The 19,574-nt window shown below is 32.1% G+C and carries 15 protein-coding genes; 7 read left to right on the top strand and 8 right to left on the bottom strand.

Translation table 11 applies throughout. From position 1 onward, the window contains the following. Positions 1-7 precede the first annotated feature (7 nt). The 3 genes from lon to ABWP78_RS03045 form a co-directional block, all read right to left on the bottom strand. A complete protein-coding gene (lon, locus tag ABWP78_RS03055; protein WP_353168909.1) occupies positions 8-2,476 on the bottom strand; it encodes an endopeptidase La in 2,469 nt (822 codons plus the stop codon). 162 nt (positions 2,477-2,638) lie between these two features. Further along, positions 2,639-3,931 carry an MFS transporter gene (locus ABWP78_RS03050; RefSeq protein WP_353169020.1) on the bottom strand — a complete coding sequence of 431 codons (1,293 nt, stop codon included), beginning with the start codon at positions 3,929-3,931 and terminating at the stop codon, positions 2,639-2,641. 57 nt (positions 3,932-3,988) lie between these two features. After that, a complete protein-coding gene (locus tag ABWP78_RS03045; RefSeq protein WP_353168907.1) occupies positions 3,989-4,804 on the bottom strand; it encodes a M48 family metalloprotease in 816 nt (271 codons plus the stop codon). Positions 4,805-4,900: 96 nt separating this feature from the next. On the opposite strand from ABWP78_RS03045, the gene ABWP78_RS03040 reads away from it, so the two are divergent. The 4 genes from ABWP78_RS03040 to ABWP78_RS03025 are packed head-to-tail and all read left to right on the top strand — an operon-like array spanning position 4,901 to position 8,255. Then, entirely contained in the window at positions 4,901-5,764 is an 864-nt protein-coding gene (locus ABWP78_RS03040) for an alpha/beta hydrolase (RefSeq protein WP_353168905.1), read from the top strand. Positions 5,765-5,818: 54 nt separating this feature from the next. Then, entirely contained in the window at positions 5,819-6,667 is an 849-nt protein-coding gene (locus tag ABWP78_RS03035) for a transketolase (RefSeq protein ID WP_353168902.1), read from the top strand. A 4-nt stretch (positions 6,668-6,671) separates the two neighbouring features. Further along, entirely contained in the window at positions 6,672-7,301 is a 630-nt protein-coding gene (locus ABWP78_RS03030) for a hypothetical protein (RefSeq protein ID WP_353168901.1), read from the top strand. Beyond that, complete coding sequence (locus tag ABWP78_RS03025; RefSeq protein ID WP_353168899.1) at positions 7,302-8,255, top strand: transketolase family protein; 954 nt, start codon at positions 7,302-7,304, stop codon at positions 8,253-8,255. It begins immediately after the preceding gene. Between the two features lie 69 nt (positions 8,256-8,324). Here the strand turns inward: ABWP78_RS03025 and ABWP78_RS03020 are convergent, their stop codons facing one another. Then, entirely contained in the window at positions 8,325-9,188 is an 864-nt protein-coding gene (locus ABWP78_RS03020; RefSeq protein WP_353168896.1) for a bestrophin family protein, read from the bottom strand. 60 nt (positions 9,189-9,248) lie between these two features. Beyond that, on the bottom strand, positions 9,249-11,354 hold the full coding sequence (recG, locus tag ABWP78_RS03015; RefSeq protein WP_353169019.1) for an ATP-dependent DNA helicase RecG: 2,106 nt from the start codon (positions 11,352-11,354) through the stop codon (positions 9,249-9,251). Positions 11,355-11,529: 175 nt separating this feature from the next. Between recG and ABWP78_RS03010 the strand changes: the two genes are divergently transcribed. Next, on the top strand, positions 11,530-13,614 hold the full coding sequence (locus ABWP78_RS03010; protein WP_353168893.1) for a M1 family metallopeptidase: 2,085 nt from the start codon (positions 11,530-11,532) through the stop codon (positions 13,612-13,614). 45 nt (positions 13,615-13,659) lie between these two features. Here ABWP78_RS03010 and ABWP78_RS03005 read toward each other — a convergent pair whose 3' ends face one another. Continuing rightward, on the bottom strand, positions 13,660-14,184 hold the full coding sequence (locus ABWP78_RS03005; RefSeq protein WP_353168890.1) for a DUF7935 family protein: 525 nt from the start codon (positions 14,182-14,184) through the stop codon (positions 13,660-13,662). A 180-nt stretch (positions 14,185-14,364) separates the two neighbouring features. Here ABWP78_RS03005 and ABWP78_RS03000 point away from each other — a divergent pair, with 180 nt between their 5' ends. Together ABWP78_RS03000 and ABWP78_RS02995 are read left to right on the top strand one after the other, a co-directional pair. Beyond that, a complete protein-coding gene (locus tag ABWP78_RS03000; protein WP_353168887.1) occupies positions 14,365-16,698 on the top strand; it encodes an ATP-dependent helicase in 2,334 nt (777 codons plus the stop codon). A 40-nt stretch (positions 16,699-16,738) separates the two neighbouring features. Continuing rightward, positions 16,739-17,359, top strand: coding sequence for an L-threonylcarbamoyladenylate synthase (locus ABWP78_RS02995; protein WP_353168884.1), 621 nt, complete (start codon positions 16,739-16,741; stop codon positions 17,357-17,359). Between the two features lie 50 nt (positions 17,360-17,409). Here the strand turns inward: ABWP78_RS02995 and ABWP78_RS02990 are convergent, their stop codons facing one another. Both ABWP78_RS02990 and prfA read right to left on the bottom strand, forming a co-directional pair. Beyond that, complete coding sequence (locus ABWP78_RS02990) at positions 17,410-18,342, bottom strand: LysR substrate-binding domain-containing protein (protein ID WP_353168882.1); 933 nt, start codon at positions 18,340-18,342, stop codon at positions 17,410-17,412. 135 nt (positions 18,343-18,477) lie between these two features. Beyond that, entirely contained in the window at positions 18,478-19,551 is a 1,074-nt protein-coding gene (gene prfA / locus ABWP78_RS02985; RefSeq protein ID WP_353168880.1) for a peptide chain release factor 1, read from the bottom strand. Between the last annotated feature and the right edge of the window lie 23 nt (positions 19,552-19,574).

The following is a 19,574-nucleotide window of genomic DNA, read 5'->3' as shown; positions in this document are numbered from 1 at the left end:
CGAAAATCTAATTTGTCTTTTTAATATCAAAACTTACGGGGTTTTTTACTTTTTCTTTCAAAATAGCAATGTCAATTACCTCTTTCATTGTATCTACGTAATGAAAAGTTAAACCTGTTAAATAATCGGCTTTAATTTCTTCTATATCGCGTTTGTTTTCCTTACACAAGATAATTTCTTTAATATTTGCACGTTTTGCGGCCAATATTTTTTCTTTAATTCCGCCAACTGGTAGTACTTTTCCACGCAAAGTAATCTCGCCAGTCATCGCAATATTTTTCTTAATTCTACTTTGTGTGAAACTTGAAACCATTGAGGTTAACATGGCAATTCCAGCACTTGGACCGTCTTTTGGAGTAGCACCTTCTGGCACGTGGATATGTATATTATATTGACTTAAAACTTCAGATTCAATATTCAATTGTTTTGCATTTGCTTTAATATATTCTAATGCAATTGTTACAGATTCTTTCATTACCGTTCCCAAATTTCCAGTCATCGTCATGGTGCCTTTTCCTTTTGAAACTAACGATTCAATAAATAAAATATCACCGCCAACGGATGTCCAAGCTAAACCTGTAACTACACCAGCAGTATCGTTATTTTCATATTTATCGCGTTCCATTCTTGGCGATTTTAGCACTTCAAGAATGTCAGCATCTGTTACTTTTTTATTGTAGACTTCTTCCATAGCTACAGATTTTGCTGCATATCGCACCATTTGAGCAATCGTTTTATCTAAACCACGAACTCCAGATTCACGCGTATAACCCGTTACGATTTTTTCAAATTGTTTTTTTCCAATTTGTAAATCTTTTGAAGATAATCCGTGTGCTGCCAATTGCTTTGGTAACAAGAAGTTTTTTGCAATTTCAATTTTTTCTTCAATAGTATAACCCGACATGTTTATAATTTCCATTCTATCCAATAAAGCAGGCTGAATGGTTGATAAACTGTTAGATGTAGCAATAAACATTACTTTAGAAAGGTCGTAACCAAGTTCTAAGAAATTATCATGAAAATCGTTATTTTGTTCTGGATCTAAAACCTCCAATAGGGCAGAAGATGGGTCGCCATTATGACTAAATGACAACTTATCAATTTCATCTAATACGAAAACGGGATTAGAGGTTTTTGCCTTTTTTATCGATTGAATAATTCTTCCGGGCATGGCTCCGATATACGTTTTTCTATGTCCACGAATTTCTGCTTCGTCACGCAAACCACCTAATGAAATTCTAACATATTCTCTTCCCAATGCTTCTGCAACCGACTTCCCAATGGATGTTTTTCCCACACCTGGAGGTCCGTATAAACATAAAATTGGTGATTTCATATCGTTTCGTAATTTTAAAACTGCTAAATGTTCTACGATACGTTTTTTAACATCTTCTAAACCAAAATGGTCTCTGTCTAAAATTTGTTGTGCTTTTTTTAGGTCGAACTTATCTTTTGAAAATTCGTTCCAAGGTAATTCTAAAAATAAATCCAAATAATTACGTTGAATTCCAAAATCAGGTGAATTCGGATTGGTGCGTTGCAATTTGTATATTTCTTTATCAAAATGTTCCGCAGTTTTGGCATCCCATTTTTTACTTTTTCCCTTGGTTCGCATTTCTTCAATTTCTGCATCATTTGAAACGCCACCCAATTCTTCTTGAATGGTTTTCATTTGTTGTTGTAAGAAATATTCGCGTTGTTGTTGGTCTAAGTCAAATCGAACTTTAGATTGAATGTCGTTTTTCAACTCCAATTTCTGAAGTTCTAAATTCATATAACGTAAGGTTTCTAAAGCGCGCTCTTTCAAATCTACAATACCTAACAAGTATTGCTTATCTGAAACATTTAAGTTCATATTTGAAGAAACAAAATTGATTAAAAACGGATCACTTTCGATGTTTTTAATCGCAAAAGTAGCCTCTGAAGGTATGTTTGGACTTTCTTTTATGATTTCAATTGCTAAATCTTTTATAGATTCAATAATGGTTGAAAATTCTTCGTCTTTTTTCTTCGGACGCACTTCGTTTACTTCCTTTATTTTGGCTTTGAAGTAAGGTTCGCTTTGGGTAAATTCGCTTATTTCAAAACGTTTTTTTCCTTGAAGAATGATGGTTGTATTTCCGTCGGGCATTTTCAAAACACGCATAATACGAGCAACGGTTCCTACGTGATAAATTTCATCTGAGGTAGGATCTTCGTCAGCTTCATTTTTTTGCGCTACTACACCAATAATTTTACCAGCGGCATTAGCATCGTTAATTAATTTTATCGATTTGTCTCTTCCAGCGGTAATTGGAATAACCACTCCAGGGAATAAAACCGTGTTTCTTAAAGGCAAAATGGGTAAATCTGCAGGTAATTTCTCATTATTCATTTCCTCCTCATCTTCTGGAGTCATTAATGGAATTAATTCTGCTTCTGAATCTAGTTCTTGAAGCGACAAATTGTCAATCGCTACTATTTTATGGTTTGGCATATCTATTTATAAGTCATTTTGTCATTAAAAAAGGGACGTAAATTTACAACTATTTATTTTAATCGACGTAAGTCTCAATAAAACAACAAGTACAGATTAATTTACATTTGTAGTAGTCAAGATGTATGCCATAAATGGGAATACAATATTTGGATTTTTGAATTATTTTTTTATTTTTAGTGTTCTAAAAAGTAAAATAACACCAATCACAAAAAACAACACTAAAAATAAAACAGCATTTCGCATACTTCCTGTAATTTGGTTGATGCTTCCGTAAAGTAACATTCCAATTACAATTCCAATTTTTTCGGCTACGTCATAAAAGCTAAAAAAAGAGGTGGTGTCATTTGTTTCGGGCATTAATTTTGAAAAAGTAGATCGTGAAAGCGATTGTATTCCACCCATAACTAAACCTACAATTCCAGCAACCAAGTAAAACTGAATGGGTTCTGTAACAAAAAAAGCACCGATACAAATAAATATCCAAACAGAATTGATGCCAATTAACGTTTTAATGTTTCCGAATTTTATAGCTAATTTTGAGGTTAAAACAGCTCCAAAAACCGCAACTAATTGAATCATTAATATACTAACAATTAAACCTTGTCTTTTTTCATCATCAGTACCCCAATTTATTTCTTGTTCTCCGAAATAAGTAGCTACAAGCATTACTGTTTGTACCGCCATGCTGTAAACAAAAAAGGCAATTAAAAAGCTTTTTAATTTTGCGTCCTTAAAAAATAATTTTTGAACTTTCTTTAGTTCTTCATATCCATTTAGGACTACCGAAAAAGTTAGCGGATGCTTATTTTTATTTCCTTTTGGTAAATAATAAAAAGTATATTGACTAAATGCAATCCACCAAATTCCTGTAAAAACAAATGATAATTTCATAGCTTGAATGGCTTCTTCATCTGTTCTTCCAATAATTAAATACAAACAAATAACAAGTAAAATAACACTTCCAATATATCCTAATGAAAAACCTTTTGCGCTTAATTTATCGTGTTGTTCTGTAAAAGCGATATCCGATAAATATGAATTGTAGAATACTAAACTTCCCCAAAAACCAACCAATCCAAAATAGAAACAACACATACCAAAAACTATGTTTTCTTTGGTAAACCAATATAATCCTATACAAGAGGCAGCACCTAAGTAACAAAAAAACTGCATAAATCGTTTTTTGTTTCCTAAATAATCTGCAATTCCTGATAAAATAGGAGATAAAACGGCAACTGTTAAGAAAGCAAAAGCGGTAATGAAGAAAACCAGTGATGTAGCTTTAATTGATGTTCCGAATACATCAATATTTGGGTTTTCTTTAGTAAATAAAAATCCAAAATATAATGGAAAAATAGAAGAAGATATAACTAACGAATATACAGAATTTGCCCAATCATAAAATGCCCAAGCATTCATTACTTTGTTATTTCCTTTTTCTAGTTGTTGCATCATATATAAAATAAAAATCCCGATAAATATCGGGACTAATATAAGATAATATTTTTACTATTTAAAAGTAACTCCAAATTTAGCGGCTTCCGCTTTAGCTTGAGGAAGCAATGCAGTTAATTCATCAATTCTTGTTTGGTTACTTGGGTGAGTGCTTAAAAATTCTGGTTGTGATTTTCCTTCGGATTGTGCCGACATTCTTTCCCATACTTTTACTGCATTAATGGGATCGTATCCTGCAATAGCCATAAGCGTTAATCCTATCATATCGGCTTCACTTTCATGTGCTCTGCTAAACGGCAAAATGCCTAATACTTGTGAACCAGCTCCATAAGCCTGCATGGCTTCATTTTGATATTTTGGCACATATTTTTCGGCGGCTACAGCAGCACCAACACCGACAGCTTGTTGTAATAAACCAGCACTCATTCGTTGTTGCCCGTGATTGGCTAATGCATGTGCAACTTCGTGTCCCATAACGGCGGCAATTCCAGCATCGTCTTTACAAACGGGTAAAATTCCAGTATAAAAAACAATTTTACCACCAGGCATACACCAAGCATTTATTTCTTTGCTTTCTACTAAATTGTATTCCCATTTGTAATCATTTAAATAATCGGATTTTCCGTTGGCTGTTAAAAAGCGTTCAGAAGCCGTTTTTATTTTTATACCAATTGTTTCAATTCGTTTGGCATCTGAAGTTCCTTTTAAAACTTTATTTTCAGACAAAAACTGATCGTATTGTTGAAAAGCAGATGGGAAAATCTGACTATTTGGAACAAGCGCCATAGTGCTTTTTCCTGTGAAAGGATTTTTTGCGCAAGAAGCCACAAGAATTCCTGTAACGATAAGTGATTTTAGAAATATTTTCATAATGTAAAATTTAGTCAAACAAAGTTATTCTATTTTTGTTTAGTTCAAAAATCATACCATACTATAATTGACTACTTTTGCATAAAAATATGACAAATGCCGAATAAAAAATCTTCAACCACTACTCAAGTTCCAAAATTCATAGTTTTAATCGGGCGTTTTTTGTATCGAATTTCTCCAAATTTGGCTGAGAAATTTGCTCGAAAATTGTTTATTACGCCAATAAAACATAAAATTCCGAAAAGAGAGTTTCAAATGGAATCCACTTCGCAACAAACCAAATTAGTTGTTCCAACAATTAATAAAGAAATTGTGGTGTATGCTTATGGAAATTCAAGTAAAAAAATACTTTTGGTTCACGGTTGGTCGGGCAGAGGAACCCAATTGGTTAAAATTGCTGATACTTTAATAGAAAACGGGTATTCTATAATTAGCTTTGATGCACCTGCCCATGGAAAATCAGGAACAAAAACCACATTAATGCTCGAGTTTATCGAATCGATTTTGGAAGTTGAAAAACAGTATGGTCCTTTTGAATTTGCAGTCGGACATTCTTTAGGCGGCATGTCAATTTTAAACGCAGTAAAAAAAGGTCTGCAAATAAAAAAAGCTGTTGTAATTGCTAGTGGAAATAGCGTAATTAACATTGTGAATACGTTTACAGAAAAAATTGGTTTACCAAATAAAGTAGCTGTTTTGATGAAAAATAATTTTGAAAAGAAATACCATTTAGAAATGGAAAGTTTTTCTGCTTATGTTGTAGCTAAAGAAGTGAAAATTCCAGTTTTAGTTATTCATGATAATGATGATGAAGATATATCGGTTTCGGAAGCATATCATTTGGTAGAAAACCTTTCCTATAAAGAAATTTTAATCACAAATAATTTAGGGCATAGGAAAATATTAGGCGATTTAAAAGTTATTGAAAAAATTGTTGAATTCTTCTTGATAAAAAAATAAAATCTCATTAGTATAAACAGATTATTAAATTTATTTTTGCAAAAACTTTTTACAATGACACAACAAATTTCAAATTTAGAACAATTTACACAACAAGTTCGAAGAGATATTCTTAGAATGGTTCATGCAGTTAATTCAGGTCATCCAGGTGGTTCTTTAGGCTGTGCAGAGTTCTTAGTAACACTGTACCAACAAGTAATGAAAAGAAACGAAGGTTTTGATATGAATGGAGCAAATGAAGACATTTTCTTTTTATCAAACGGACATATTTCTCCTGTATTTTACAGTGTTTTGGCAAGAAGCGGTTATTTTTCAGTATCGGAATTGGCAACTTTCCGAAAATTAAATACCCGTTTACAAGGGCATCCAACAACACATGAAGGATTAGAAGGTATCAGAATGGCTTCTGGTTCTTTGGGGCAAGGTTTGTCTGTTGCAATTGGTGCTGCACAAGCAAAAAAGTTAAATAAAGACACAAATTTAGTATATGTTTTAACTGGTGATGGCGAATTACAAGAAGGTCAAAACTGGGAAGCTATTATGTATGCATCTGCAAAAAATGTAGACAACTTAATTGCAACTGTGGATTTGAATGGACAACAAATTGATGGTTCCACTACTGATGTTTTAAATATGGGAAATATTAAAGCCAAATTTGAAGCATTTGATTGGGACGTTTTAGAAATTGCTGAAGGAAATAATATTGAAGCCATAATAAACGGAATGGCTGATGCAAAATCTCGCACAGGAAAAGGAAAACCAGTTTGTGTATTATTACATACAGAAATGGGTAACGGTGTAGATTTTATGATGCACACGCACGCTTGGCACGGTAAAGCACCAAGTAATGAGCAATTAGAAAATGCCTTAAACCAAAATCCAGCCACTTTAGGAGATTATTAATAATATGAAAAAGTTATTTTTTTTTCTATTTCTAATAATTTGTTCATTTAAAAAAGATGGTCAAAATTATATTTATAATTTTAATGTTTTTTTGGAATATAAAGGAAATAATAATTCCGTTAGTTATATGTTAGATTCTAAAGATAGTTTATATTACCTTCAAATTTCACAAGTAGATAAAGTATTAATTGGCTTTATAAATGACAAAAAAAAAGCAAAAGGTTTTTCATATCAAGTTGAAAATTTCAACAACTCGTTACATTTTAGATATTTAAATTCACAAGAATTATTTTTAGAAAAATATAAAAAATATAAAAACAATTTTGTTTTTGACAAAAAATTAATAATTATTGATTCCGTTTTTAGCAATTTAAAAATAACGGTTTTTAAAAATAAACATAAAAAAAATATTGTAAGACAGATTGAAATATTATTAAAAAAGGAAGATTTTACTTTAACTAATGATTTTATAAATCATTTTACTCACGGAACGTTTGTTAATAATGAAATTAAATTTCCTGAAAATTATATTCCTAAAAAAATAGTTATTCAATATAAATATTCTAGTACAGAAAATTTTACATATGATTTAATTCAGTTTAAAAAAATTAACACACAGCTTATTACTAAATAAATGAAAAAATACGAAAACACAGGAAGTAAAGATACTCGTTCAGGATTTGGAGCAGGAATGACCGAATTAGGACAAAAAAATGAAAATGTAGTCGCGCTTTGTGCCGATTTAATTGGTTCGTTAAAGTTTGACGATTTCAAGAAAAATCATCCAGAACGTTTTTTTCAAATCGGAATTGCAGAAGCCAATATGATTGGAATTGCCGCTGGTTTAACTATTGGAGGAAAAATTCCTTTTACAGGAACTTTTGCTAACTTCTCTACAGGAAGAGTGTATGACCAAATTCGTCAATCAGTTGCTTATTCAGATAAGAATGTTAAGATTTGTGCTTCACACGCGGGTTTAACTTTAGGTGAAGATGGCGCTACGCACCAAATTTTAGAAGATATTGGTTTAATGAAAATGTTACCTGGCATGACAGTAATCAATACATGCGATTACAACCAAACAAAAGCAGCTACTTTGGCATTAGCAGATCATCATGGTCCTGCATATTTACGTTTTGGTCGTCCGGTAGTGCCTAATTTTACGCCTGCAGATGAACCTTTTGTAATTGGAAAAGCAATTTTATTAAATGAAGGAACAGATGTGACGATTATCGCAACAGGACATTTAGTTTGGGAAGCTTTAATCGCTGCTGAAGAATTAGAAAAACAAGGCATTTCTGCTGAGGTGATTAATATTCACACCATAAAACCTTTAGATGAAGAAGCTATTTTAAAATCGGTTGCTAAAACGGGTTGTGTAGTAACTGCTGAAGAACATAATTTCTTAGGAGGTTTAGGAGAAAGTGTAGCCAGAACGTTAAGTTTAAATACACCAGCTCCTCAGGAATTTGTAGCTACTAATGATACGTTTGGAGAAAGTGGTACACCAGAACAATTGATGGAAAAATACGGATTAAATAGTAAAGCCATTATTGAGAAATCATTAAAAGTGATGGCTAGAAAATAATATTTTTTATAATTAAAAAAATCCCGTCCCGATATAATCGGGATGGAATTTTTTGTTTTAGTCTATAGGTTATAAAATTTCTTCTACATGTTTTTTAATATTGCTTGCAATTTTTGCTGTAGGTAAATCATTTTCATCTCCGCCAAAAGGATCTTCAATTTCCTCGGCAATTAATTCTAAACTCGCCAACACATAAAAGATAAAAACTACTACAGGAATAATATAATATCCTAAGCTAAATACATATCCAAAAGGTAAAGTCATCACGTAAAAGAAAATAAATTTTTTAATAAACGCACTGTAAGAATAGGGTATTGGTGTGTTTTTAATTCGTTCACAAGCACCACAAACATCGGTAAAAGATTGTATTTCTGAATTTAATATAATTAATTGATTACCAGTTATTTTTTTAGATTTATATAAGTCATTGATTTTGCTATAAATCATTTTAGCCACTTGATTGGGTTTGTGTTTGTTTTGGTCAATTTCTAAATCTAAACCTTCAAATAAAACCTTACCAACTTCTTCATTACTTAAATGTTTTGCTAAGATAGAAGCAAAACTTGGAATCACTTTTCTGAAATACACTTTATCCGCTTCATTATCTAAAATAGCGGCCAATTTAATGGCTAAATTTCTAGAATTATTTACCAAACTTCCCCATAATTTTCTTCCTTCCCACCATCTATCATAAGCGGTATTGGTTCGGTAGGCTAAAAGTAATGACAAAACAAATCCAACAGTTGTATGCAATACGGAAATATTTTTAACATGACTATTTTCTTTTAATTTGAAATAATGTATTTCGAAATAACAGATTGCGCCAGAATAAACACCAATTAAAATCATCATTGGAATTAATTGCCGAAAGGTATCCGATTTATGAAATCGAAAAATAAAAGTAATCCAGTCTTTTGGGTTGTATTGTACCATGGTTTTATGTTTTAAATAAATTATTAAATCTATATTCTATACTCTATATTCTTTTTTTCATTACGAAATATAATTCCAAATACTTTTCTTTTTGCTGATTTCCATAAATACCGCTTTTAATCTGGCGTGTTCAGGTAAATTCATACTTGGATCTGCTTTTAGTAGTTTTACAGCTAAATGTCTTGCCACTTGTAAAATATCACGGTCTTTTACTAAATCGGCAATTTGAAGGTTTAATACACCACTTTGTTGTTTTCCCATTATATCTCCGGGACCACGAAGTTTTAAATCGACTTCAGCAATTTCAAATCCGTCATTGGTTCGCACCATCGTTTCCATTCGGGTTTTGCTGTCTTCAGAAAGTTTATAATCCGTCATTAAAATACAATAACTTTGTTCGGCACCACGCCCAACTCGTCCGCGTAACTGATGCAATTGCGACAAGCCAAAACGTTCGGCACTTTCAATTACCATTACGGAGGCGTTTGGAACGTTTACACCCACTTCAATAACTGTTGTGGCTACCATAATATTGGTTTTTCCTTCCGCAAAACGTTTCATTTCTTCATCTTTGTCGGCAGGTTTCATTTTTCCGTGTAAAATAGAAATAGAATACTGTGGTAAAGGAAAATCACGAGAAATACTTTCATAACCATCCATCAAATCTTTAAAATCCATTTTTTCAGATTCCTGAATTAATGGATATACAATATAAATTTGTCTTCCTTTGGCAATTTCATCTTTTATAAATTTCCATACTACTAATCGCTTACTATCAAATCGATGAACAGTTTGAATTGGTTTTCTGCCAGGAGGTAACTCATCTATCACGGAAATATCTAAATCACCATATAAACTCATAGCTAAAGTCCGTGGAATAGGAGTAGCGGTCATTACTAAAACGTGAGGTGGGATTTGGCTTTTCGTCCAAAGTTTGCTTCTTTGTTCTACACCAAAACGATGTTGCTCATCAATTACGGCTAAACCTAAATTTTTAAATTGAACTTTATCTTCCAATAAAGCGTGTGTTCCGATTATAATATCTAACGTGCCGTTTTCTAATTCTTCGTGAATAATTCTTCGTTGTTTAATTTTCGTAGAACCTGTTAATATTCGAATATTAATATTTAAATCTTTAGCTAATTCGGTAATGCCATTAAAATGTTGATTTGCAAGAATTTCTGTAGGCGCCATCAAACAACTTTGAAAGCCGTTATCTTTCGCGATAAGCATACACATTAATGCCACAATGGTTTTACCTGAACCCACATCACCTTGCAATAAACGATTCATTTGTGCGTGACTTCCTAAATCGTTTCGTATTTCTTTTAATACTCGTTTTTGAGCATTGGTGAGTTCAAAAGGCAAATGATTGTTATAAAAATTATTGAAATTTTCGCCAATTATCTCAAATGGAAAACCTTTAATTTTATGTTTACGAATTAAGTTTTTAGTAATTAACTGCAGTTGAATGAAAAACAACTCTTCAAACTTTAATCGAAATTGCGCTTTAGCTAAAAGGTCTTGATTTTTTGGAAAATGAATGTTAAGTAATGCATCTTTCTTTGGAATAAGTTTTAATTCTTCAATTATTGAATTGGGCAACGTTTCTGAAAATAATTGATGCGTTTCCGAAAACAATTGCATCATCATTTTATTGATAACTTTATTCGTAACACCTTTATTATTTAGCTTTTCGGTACTTGGATAAACAGGTTGCATCGCACTTCGTAACGTGGTTTTGTGTTCTTCCAGCAATTCCATTTCTGGATGCGCCATATTGAAAACCGAACCAAATTGTGTTACTTTTCCGAAAATAACATATAAGGTATTAAGTTTCAAACTTTCTTTAACCCATTTTTGTCCCTGAAACCATACCAATTCCATTTGTCCCGTATCATCTAAAAAAGTAGCGACTAATCTCGATTTTCCTTTTCCTTGGTCGATGGTTTTAATATGAACGACTTTTCCAATAATTTGAACTTCTGAATTGCTATTTACCAGTTGGTTAATTTTGAAATAGCGCGTTCTATCGATATATCGATTAGGGTATAAATTGATTAAATCACCATATTTATGAATATTCATTTCTTTGCGAAGTAAGTCGCCACGTTGAGGTCCAACGCCTTTTAAATATTCTATGGGAGTATCGAGTAGGTTCAAAATGAATTACAATATCAATGTCAAATTACAATATCAAAAACGAAAAATAATGAAAATATATTAATTTTTACAATATGTTTTTGAATTTTGTTATAAAGCGAAGATAGTTATTATTTGTTAAATTAGAAATGAGTAAAATTAAAAATAGTTATATTCGTGTCTAATTTTAAATTAATTTATGAAAGCGCTGTATTTTCTGCTTTTTTCCATTTTTTCCTTTTCGCAACAAACAAAATATGTTGATTTTTTGACGTGTACTGCTTCTTTGTATCCGAATTTTGAAGAAAAATCTATTTCTGGAAGTGTAACATACGAATTTAAAGTAAAGCAGATTGTAGATACTATTAAAATCGATGCCAAAAACATTGTGTTTTCTGATGTGATGATTAATGGTAAAACGGTTAAATTTAAAAATTCAGGAAAAACATTGGATTTATTTGATGGGTTTTCTAAAGGTAAACACAAACTAACGTTTCAATACACTGCCATACCGAAACAAACGCTTTATTTCATTGGACAAGACGATAATAGGCAAATCTGGACGCAAGGTCAAGGAAAATATACCAGTCATTGGTTGCCGAGTTTTGACGATGTAAATGAGAAAGTAATTTTCGGGATAACTATTAACTATTATGTTGATATGGATTTATTTGAATCTGATCCTATTGCATTATCAAATGGTAAATTGAATTTCGAGAAAAAAACTATAAGTTGGAGTAGAGGCGTTAACGATATAACAAGAAATTATCAAATGCAAAAACCTATGTCGTCTTATTTGGTAATGTTGGCGTTTGGAAAATTTGGGATGCAAGAAGTCAAAAGTAAATCTGGAACACCTTTAGAATTCTATATAGATAAAAATGATTATTCAAAATTCGAACCCACATATCGCTATTCTAAACAAATTTTCGATTATTTAGAGCAAGAAATTGGTTTGAAATATCCTTGGAAAATTTATCGTCAAGTGCCTGTTCGTGATTTTTTATATGCTGGTATGGAAAATACAACATCGACTATTTTCTCACAAGATTTTGTAGTGGATTCAATAGGTTTTAATGATAAAAATTACATCAATGTAAACGCCCACGAATTGGCGCATCAATGGTTTGGCGATTTAATTACGGCACAATCTGGTAAACATCATTGGCTTCAAGAAGGTTTTGCTACTTATTATGCGCTTTTAGCTGAGAAAGAAATCTTTGGTAACGATTATTTTTATAACGAGTTATATGATTATGCGTTTCAATTGAGAAGTGCAGCTAAAACCGATACCATTCCTGTAATGAATGAAAAAGCCAGTTCGCTATCATTTTACAAAAAAGGCGCTTGGTCATTGCATACCTTACGTGAAGATATCGGTGCAAAAAATTTTCAAAAGGCAGTAAAAAAGTATTTAAAAAAATATCGATACAAAAATGTAAATACTGATTTGTTTTTAGCTGAGATAAAAAACATTGCTAAAGATTTTAATGTAGAAAATTTCAAAAAGAAATGGTTGGAAACGGCAGGTTTTGATATGGTTTTAGCGGAAAGTTATTTAAAAAAAAATAAATCGGTTGCGGCGTATATTCAACTAACAAAAGAGAAAAAAGATATTGATAACTACAAAGCAATTTTGCAATCTGAAACGTATTTTCCAATCAAACAGTATATTTTTTATAAGTTAGTAAACACACCTTTTGAAGGCAAAAAAGAATTGATTGAAATTGGTATGAGACAAAACGTATATGTTCGCCAATCCATTGCCGAAACGGTGAGTGAAATACCTGTTGAATTTAAATCGAAATATGAAACGTTTTTAGATGATGATTCATATAAAACAAAAGAAATTGCCTTGATAAATTTATGTAATTCTTTTCCAAATCAAGCAAATGAATATTTAGAGAAATCAAAAAATTTGCAAGGAATCAATGATAAAAGTTTACGTATTACTTGGTTAAAAATCGCATTAAATTTAAATAAAAATACGGAATATAAAGAATTGTATTTAAATGAATTATTAAATTACACTTCAAGTAACAATGAAAGTTCAGTCAGGCAAAATGCTTTGGAGGTTTTGTTGGAATTATATCCTGAAAACGAACAAGTAATTCGTGCTTTATTTCAAGCAACCACACATCACAAATGGCAATTCACTCTCTTCGCAAGAGAGAAAATTCGAAATTTGTTAAAACTACCAGATTTTAGAAATCAAGTTGAAAATTTAGTAAAAACTGTTGATGAAAATTCGGCTGCTTTGTATTTAAAATTTTTGAAGGAGTAACAAAATTAAACCTGTCAGGTTTTTGAAACCTGACAGGTTTAATTTTTAAAATACCCTTTTCAATTCTTCTTTGATAAAACTTATCGCTACAGCACTTGCGCTTTCTGTTTGTGTAAGTTCTTGAAGTAGTTTCGTCCGTAATTCTTCACCAGAAGCCACTTCGCCTTCAATCGAAAATCGTCTAATTTGTGTAATAATGCTATTTTTTGCTTTTAAAATAATTTCCCAACTTTCTTGAGTGAAATATATTTGTTGCGCAATATTGTGTTCGTATTCAGTTTGAATAGTGTGTACGAGAAGTGTTGCGTAACTTTGAGGGTCTAAACTGTTAGGCTCTACACGCATCATTAAGTTAATTGGATTAATGCGTTCTAAAAACAATACAATACGCTCGTATGCTTGCAATCTAATTGGCAACCCTAAGCGCTGATTTTCTCTTAATAGTTCAAATTTTCGTTTGTTTTCTTCGTTTTTAAAAAATTTATGTAGCAAACCAAATGTTACTCCTCCAGTAATAATAGCTGGTAAAGTGTAAGTGGCAATTTCAAGTAATTTTGCTTCTATGTTCATTGGATTTTTTTTACAAATCTAAAATATTTTTTTAAAAGTCTATGCAATATTTAATTCTTATGTTATGTTATTACTTTTTATCAAAAAATTGTTGATAATTTACAGTTAAAAGAAAATTAAAAACAGGTAAAATCACTTCATAATCTGTATTTTTGCTTTCCTATTTATTCTTTTTTAGCCATGCAACAATACATAAATCAATTAAATGAGGCACAACGTGCGCCAGTTTTGCAAAAAGACGGTGCTATGATTGTTATTGCGGGTGCTGGCTCAGGAAAAACACGTGTGCTTACCGTTCGAATTGCTAACCTGATGCATCAAGGTGTAGATGCGTTTAATATTTTAGCTCTAACATTTACGAATAAAGCAGCACGTGAAATGAAAAAACGTATTGCTGAAATTGTGGGAAATAATGAAGCTAAAAACCTTTGGATGGGTACATTTCACTCTGTTTTTGCTAAAATTTTACGAAGTGAAGCTGAAAAATTAGGCTATCCTTCCAATTTTACAATTTACGATTCACAAGATTCGTTACGTTGTTTGGGCGGTATTATTAAGGAAATGCAATTGGATAAGGACATTTATAAACCCAAACAAATTTTAGGAAGAATTTCACAATATAAAAACTCGTTAATTACAGTCCGGGCGTATTATAATAATCCCGAATTACAAGAAGCCGATGCGATGAGTAAAAAGCCAAGAATGGGTGAAATTTATAATAATTATGTAGAACGTTGTTTCAAATCGGGTGCAATGGATTTTGATGATTTGTTATTGAAAACTAACGAGTTATTAAATCGTTTTCCTGATGTTTTAGCTAAATATCAAGACAGATTTAGATATATTTTAGTCGATGAGTACCAAGACACCAATCATTCTCAATATCTAATTGTAAAAGCACTTTCAGATCGATTTCAGAATATTTGTGTGGTAGGTGATGATGCACAAAGTATTTATGCGTTTCGTGGGGCAAATATCAATAATATTATAAACTTTCAAAAAGATTACGATGGGGTCAAGATGTATCGATTGGAACAAAATTATCGTTCATCTAAAAATATTGTTGAAGCAGCAAATAATGTTATCGATAAGAACAAAACCAAGTTGGATAAAATTGTTTGGACAGCGAATGATGACGGTCCGAAAATTAAAGTACATCGAAGTCTTACAGATGGTGAAGAAGGTCGTTTTGTAGCAGGAACTATTTTTGAACAAAAAATGCAAAATCAATTACCAAATTCACATTTTGCTATTTTATATCGTACCAATGCGCAATCTCGTGCTATGGAAGATGCGTTGCGAAAAAGAGATATTCCGTATCGAATTTATGGCGGATTATCGTTTTATCAACGTAAAGAAATTAAAGATGTATTGTCTTATTTACGATTGGTAATCAATCCGAAAGACGAAGAAGCGTTGGTTCGAGTTATAAATTATCCAGCAAGAGGAATTGGCGATACAACTGTAGAAAAACTTACAGTTGCAGCCAACCATTATAAACGTTCCATTTTTGAAGTGATGGAACACATTGATAAAATCGATTTAAAATTAAATTCGGGGACGAAAACCAAGTTGCAAGATTTTGTAACTATGATTAAAAGTTTTCAAGTTATTAATGAACAGCAAGATGCGTTTACTTTAACTGACCACGTTACTAAAAAAACTGGTTTAGTACAAGAATTAAAAAAAGACGGCACACCTGAAGGAATTGCCAGAATCGAAAATATAGAAGAATTATTAAACGGTATTAAAGATTTTACTGAAGGTCAGAAAGAAATTGATGGTGCTCGTGGTGCTTTAGCAGAATTTATGGAAGATGTGGCTTTAGCTACAGATTTAGATAAAGACACAGGCGATGATGATAGAGTGGCATTAATGACGATTCACTTAGCAAAAGGATTAGAGTTTCCACACGTTTTTGTGGTGGGAATGGAAGAAGATTTGTTTCCAAGTGCGATGAGTATGAATACACGAAGCGAATTGGAAGAAGAACGCCGTTTGTTTTACGTTGCTTTAACTCGAGCTGAACACCAAGCATATTTAACGTATGCGCAATCGCGTTACCGTTGGGGAAAATTAGTAGATAGTGAACCTTCTCGTTTTATAGAAGAAATTAATGGCGAATATTTAGAATATATGAATCCAATAGATTCGGGTTATCGTTATAAACCTTCTATGGATATTGATATTTTTGGTGATGTGGATAAATCTAAATTACGATTAGCGAAACCAACAGCAGGAACACCACCCGAATACATTACCAAAAACGAACCTGTTTCGTCTTTAAATATTAGAAGATTAAAACCATTAAATAGTGGTGCAAGTGCATCGAAAAACAATGTTACAGATGCTAATTTAGCTGTTGGAAATATTGTAATGCACGAACGTTTTGGAAAAGGCGAAATTGTAGGATTAGAAGGCGTTGGAGCAGACAAAAAAGCAGAAATTCGTTTTGATGTTGGTGGCTTGAAGAAGTTATTGTTACGATTTGCAAAGTTAAATGTGATTGGGTAACGCTGTAAGCATTAAGCTTACGGCATAAAGCAAAAAAAATATGGCAGAATTCATAAAAATATACGAAGACAAACCAAGTGAAACTGCTATTAAAAAAGTGGTTGAGGTCTTAAAAAATGGTGGATTAGTTATTTATCCGACCGATACGGTTTATGGTTTAGGTTGCGATATTACCAATTCTCGTGCGTTGGAAAAACTAGCAAAAATTAAAGGTGTTAAACTGGAAAAAGCGAATTTTTCTTTTGTTTGTAGCAGTTTAAGTAATATTTCCGATTATGTAAAACAAATCGATACAGCTACTTTTAAAATTTTAAAACGAGCGTTACCTGGCGCCTACACATTTATTTTACCAGGAAATAACGACTTACCAAAAGACTTCCGCAAGAAAAAAACAGTGGGAATTCGAGTGCCAGATAATAATATTGCCATTCAAATTGTGGAAATGTTGGGAAATCCAATTGTTTCTTCATCTATTCACGATGAAGATGAGGTAATAGAATATTCCACCGATCCTGAATTAATCTTTGAGAAATGGCAAAACCAAGTCGATTTAGTTATTGATGGCGGTTACGGTGAAAACATCGCATCAACCATTATCGATTTAACAGGTCACGAACCAATTATTGTTAGAGAAGGTAAAGGTGATGTAAATGTGATTTAAATTTCAAATTCCATATTTTAAATCGTAAATCGTAAATCCCAAATCGTAAATTACTTCGGGCTTATAATTTCCACATCACTAAACGCAATTGCGCCTCTAACTACACCCTGAATGGTTGTTTTTAACGCATCAATAATATGAATTTTTAATTCGTTTTTAGAGAAAATTAAACTCACTTCTCTTGATGGTTTTGGGTTGACAAACTGTTTTAGTTTGGATTTGTTTTTGTCGTTTAAATCTAACGTATGTAAATAGGGAAGAAGCGTTGTTCCTAAACCTTCATCAGATAATTTAATTAAGGTTTCAAAACTACCACTTTCCAATTGAAAATGATTTTCGCCTATAAAATTATTGTTTTTACATAGATTCAAAACACTGTTTCTAAAACAATGTCCGTCTTGTAAAAGCAATATTTTCTCTACATCTAAATCAGCAACTTCAATTTCTTTTTTTGCTTTATTAAGACTGTTTTCTGGTATATAGGCTACAAAAGGTTCGTAATACAATACAATTTCCTTAAGTTTTTCTTCATCTAAAGGCGTAGCGGCAATAGCACAATCTAAATGACCATTTTTTAGTTTAGTAATAATATCCGAAGTATTTAATTCTTCTACAATTAAGTTTACTTTTGGATACTTTTTAATAAATGTATTTAAAAACATGGGTAACAAAGTTGGCATTACGGTTGGAATCATTCCAATTCGGAAGTCGCCACCAATAAATCCCTTTTGTTGATCTACAATATCTTTAATTCTATTGGCTTCGTTTACTATGTTTTTAGCCTGAGTTACGATTTTGCTTCCTACTTCGGTTAAACCTATTGGTTTTTTCGTTCTATCAAAAATTTGAATCCCTAATTCATCTTCTAACTTTTGAATTTGCATACTTAATGTGGGCTGCGTCACAAAACATTTTTCGGCAGCTAATGTAAAATTTTTGTTTTCAGCAACAGCTAAAACGTAATATAATTGGGTAATGGTCATCGTATCAATATTTGTGATAAAAGTAAAAATTTCTATTGTAAAAAACTATTGTTTAAGAAAAGTTTATAAAAAAAAACTCTGAAAATAGTCCAGAGTTTTTATAAATCGTAAATCTAAAATTTCAAATCGTAAATCTTAATATACTTCCGACTCTTTTAATTTTTCAGTATTGGCAACCAATTGTAATTCGTCAATAAATTTGTGAATTTTTCCAGACATTACTCCGTCCATATCAAAAACGTCAACACCAATTCTATGGTCGGTTACACGGCCTTGAGGGTAATTATAAGTTCTAATTTTAGCCGATCGGTCACCTGAACTAACTTGAGAAGTTCGCGTTATAGCATCTTCAGCTTGCTTTTTAGCCAATTCTTGTTCGTACAAACGAGAACGTAAAACCGTTAAGGCTTTATCTTTATTTTTATGTTGCGATTTTTGATCCTGACATTGCGCTACTAATCCAGAAGGAATGTGAGTCAATCGTACTGCCGATTTAGTAGTATTTACAGATTGTCCTCCAGGTCCTGAAGAACAAAAGAAATCTACACGAACATCATTCATATCAATTTGTACATCAAATTCTTCCGCTTCTGGTAAAACCATTACAGTAGCAGCTGAAGTATGCACACGACCTTGTGTTTCTGTTTGTGGCACACGTTGTACACGATGTACACCAGCTTCGTATTTTAAGGCGCCATAAACATCTTCTCCGGTAACTTCAAAAATCACCTCTTTAAATCCACCTGAAGTTCCGTCACTCATATCAACTACAGAACATTTCCAACCGCGTCCTTCGCAATATTTAGTGTACATTCTGTATAAATCACCTGCGAAAATAGAGGCTTCATCGCCACCTGTGCCGGCACGAATTTCAACCATTACGTTTTTCGCATCTTCTGGATCTTTTGGAATCAACATAAATTTGATTTCTTCTTCCAATTGAGGCAAACGTTCTTTGGCTTCTTCTAATTGCATTTTTGCCATTTCAACCATTTCGGCATCAGAACCATCTGCAATTATTTCTTGCGCTTCTTTTACGTTAGCATCCAGACTTATATATTCTTCACGTTTTTGAACTAACGCATTTAAGCTTTTGTATTCTTGGTTTAATTGCACATAACGCTTCTGATCGGCAATAACATCAGGTTGAATAATTAAATCTGATATTTCGTCGAAACGTTGTTTTACATATTGTAATCTGTCTAACATGTCTTCATTATTTTGGAATGCAA

The organism is Flavobacterium sp. (assembly GCF_040402955.1).
Taxonomy (GTDB): domain Bacteria; phylum Bacteroidota; class Bacteroidia; order Flavobacteriales; family Flavobacteriaceae; genus Flavobacterium.
The sequence above is the reverse complement of the archived record's forward strand: the minus strand, read 5'-3'. Positions and strand labels throughout refer to the sequence as shown.